Genomic DNA, 395 nt, shown 5'->3' with positions numbered 1-395 from the left:
TGGGAAGAGCGTAAGTTGGGAGAATATACTAAATTAATTACTAAAGGAACGACACCTAAGGATAAAACAGGTATTGGTGATGTTAATTTTGTTAAAGTTGAAAATATAACTAATGGTAAAATTTATCCGGTTAATAAAGTAAAACAAAAAGAACATGACAGTTATTTAAAAAGATCTCGATTAGAAGAAAAAGATATTTTATTTTCAATAGCAGGTACATTAGGAAGGACAGCAATTGTAACTAAATCAATACTACCAGCTAATACTAATCAAGCTCTAGCAATAATAAGAGGATATGATTTTGACACTGATTTTCTTATTACATCGTTATCAGGAAACGTAGTAAAGGAATATATTAGACGTAACCCAACAGTGGGGGCTCAACCTAATCTTTC

The 395-nt window shown here is 30.6% G+C and carries 1 pseudogene; it reads left to right on the top strand.

Annotation, left to right across the window (positions count from 1 at the left end):
* Positions 1–15 precede the first annotated feature (15 nt).
* Positions 16–395 (top strand): annotated as a pseudogene (locus tag ACFSR0_RS07085) (restriction endonuclease subunit S); the annotation flags it as partial.

This window comes from Enterococcus camelliae (assembly GCF_042685105.1).
GTDB lineage: Bacteria > Bacillota > Bacilli > Lactobacillales > Enterococcaceae > Enterococcus_G > Enterococcus_G camelliae.
The sequence above is the reverse complement of the archived record's forward strand: the minus strand, read 5'-3'. Positions and strand labels throughout refer to the sequence as shown.